The sequence below is a fragment of the Streptomyces sp. UNOC14_S4 genome (assembly GCF_020740835.1).
Classification (GTDB): Bacteria; Actinomycetota; Actinomycetes; order Streptomycetales; family Streptomycetaceae; genus Streptomyces.
In genome coordinates this window covers 1-867 of sequence record NZ_JAINFC010000998.1, presented here as the reverse complement: position 1 = coordinate 867, position 867 = coordinate 1, and the positions used below count along the sequence as shown (strand labels likewise).

Here is an 867-nt window from a genome sequence, read left to right as displayed (position 1 = left end):
TGCCGGAGGAGCCCGAGCCCACGCCGCGGCCCGTGCCCAAGCCGGAGCCCGCGCCGGGTCCGGAGCCGGAGCCGCAGCCCGCGATGCCGCCGCGCGACGCGGCCGTGAGCCTGACGAAGGTCGAGCGGACGGCACCCGGGCTGGTCAGCCTCTACAAGGCCGCCGCGGTCTCGCTGGAGAAGCAGGGCCTCACGGGTACGCGCGCCGCTGTCTACCTGGTGCTCGACCGCTCGGGCTCGATGCGCGAGTACTACAGGAACGGCACCGTGCAGCACCTCGCCGAACAGGTGCTGGGCCTCTCCGCCAACCTCGACGACGACGGCACCGTGCCGGTCGTCTTCTTCTCCACCGACGTCGACGGCGTGGCCGAGCTGGACCTCACGAGCTACGAGGGCCGCATCGAGGAACTCCACAGCTCCATGGGCCACATGGGCCGCACCAATTACCACTGGGCCATGGAAGCGGTCATCGAGCACTACAAGAAGTCCGGCTCCACCGCGCCCGCCTTCGTCGTCTTCCAGACCGACGGCGGCCCCTACAGCAAGGCCGCTGCCGAACGCGCCCTGTGCGAGGCGGCGAAGCTCCCCCTCTTCTGGCAGTTCGTCGGCTTCGGCGACCCCGAGGGCAAGGGCTTCGACTTCCTCCGCAAGCTGGACGACCTGCCGGTGCCGGAGAAGCGCGTCGTCGACAACGCGGGCTTCTTCCACGCGGGACGCGACCCGAAGTCCCTCACGGACGCCGAGCTCTACGCCGAGCTGATGGTCGAGTTCCCCGAGTGGCTCGCGGAGGCGCGCGCCGCGGGCATCGTCACCGGCTGAGCCCCGCCGCCGCCGGCCAACCCAGTCGCGTCGGTGCTCAGCGGGTGAC

The 867-nt window shown here is 71.3% G+C and carries 1 protein-coding gene; it reads left to right on the top strand.

Annotated features, from left to right (window positions below; translation table 11 throughout):
• Positions 1-83: 83 nt before the first annotated feature.
• Positions 84-818, top strand: a complete 735-nt coding sequence (locus tag K6I34_RS37560; protein WP_229332485.1) for a VWA domain-containing protein — start codon at positions 84-86, stop codon at positions 816-818.
• Positions 819-867: the final 49 nt, after the last annotated feature.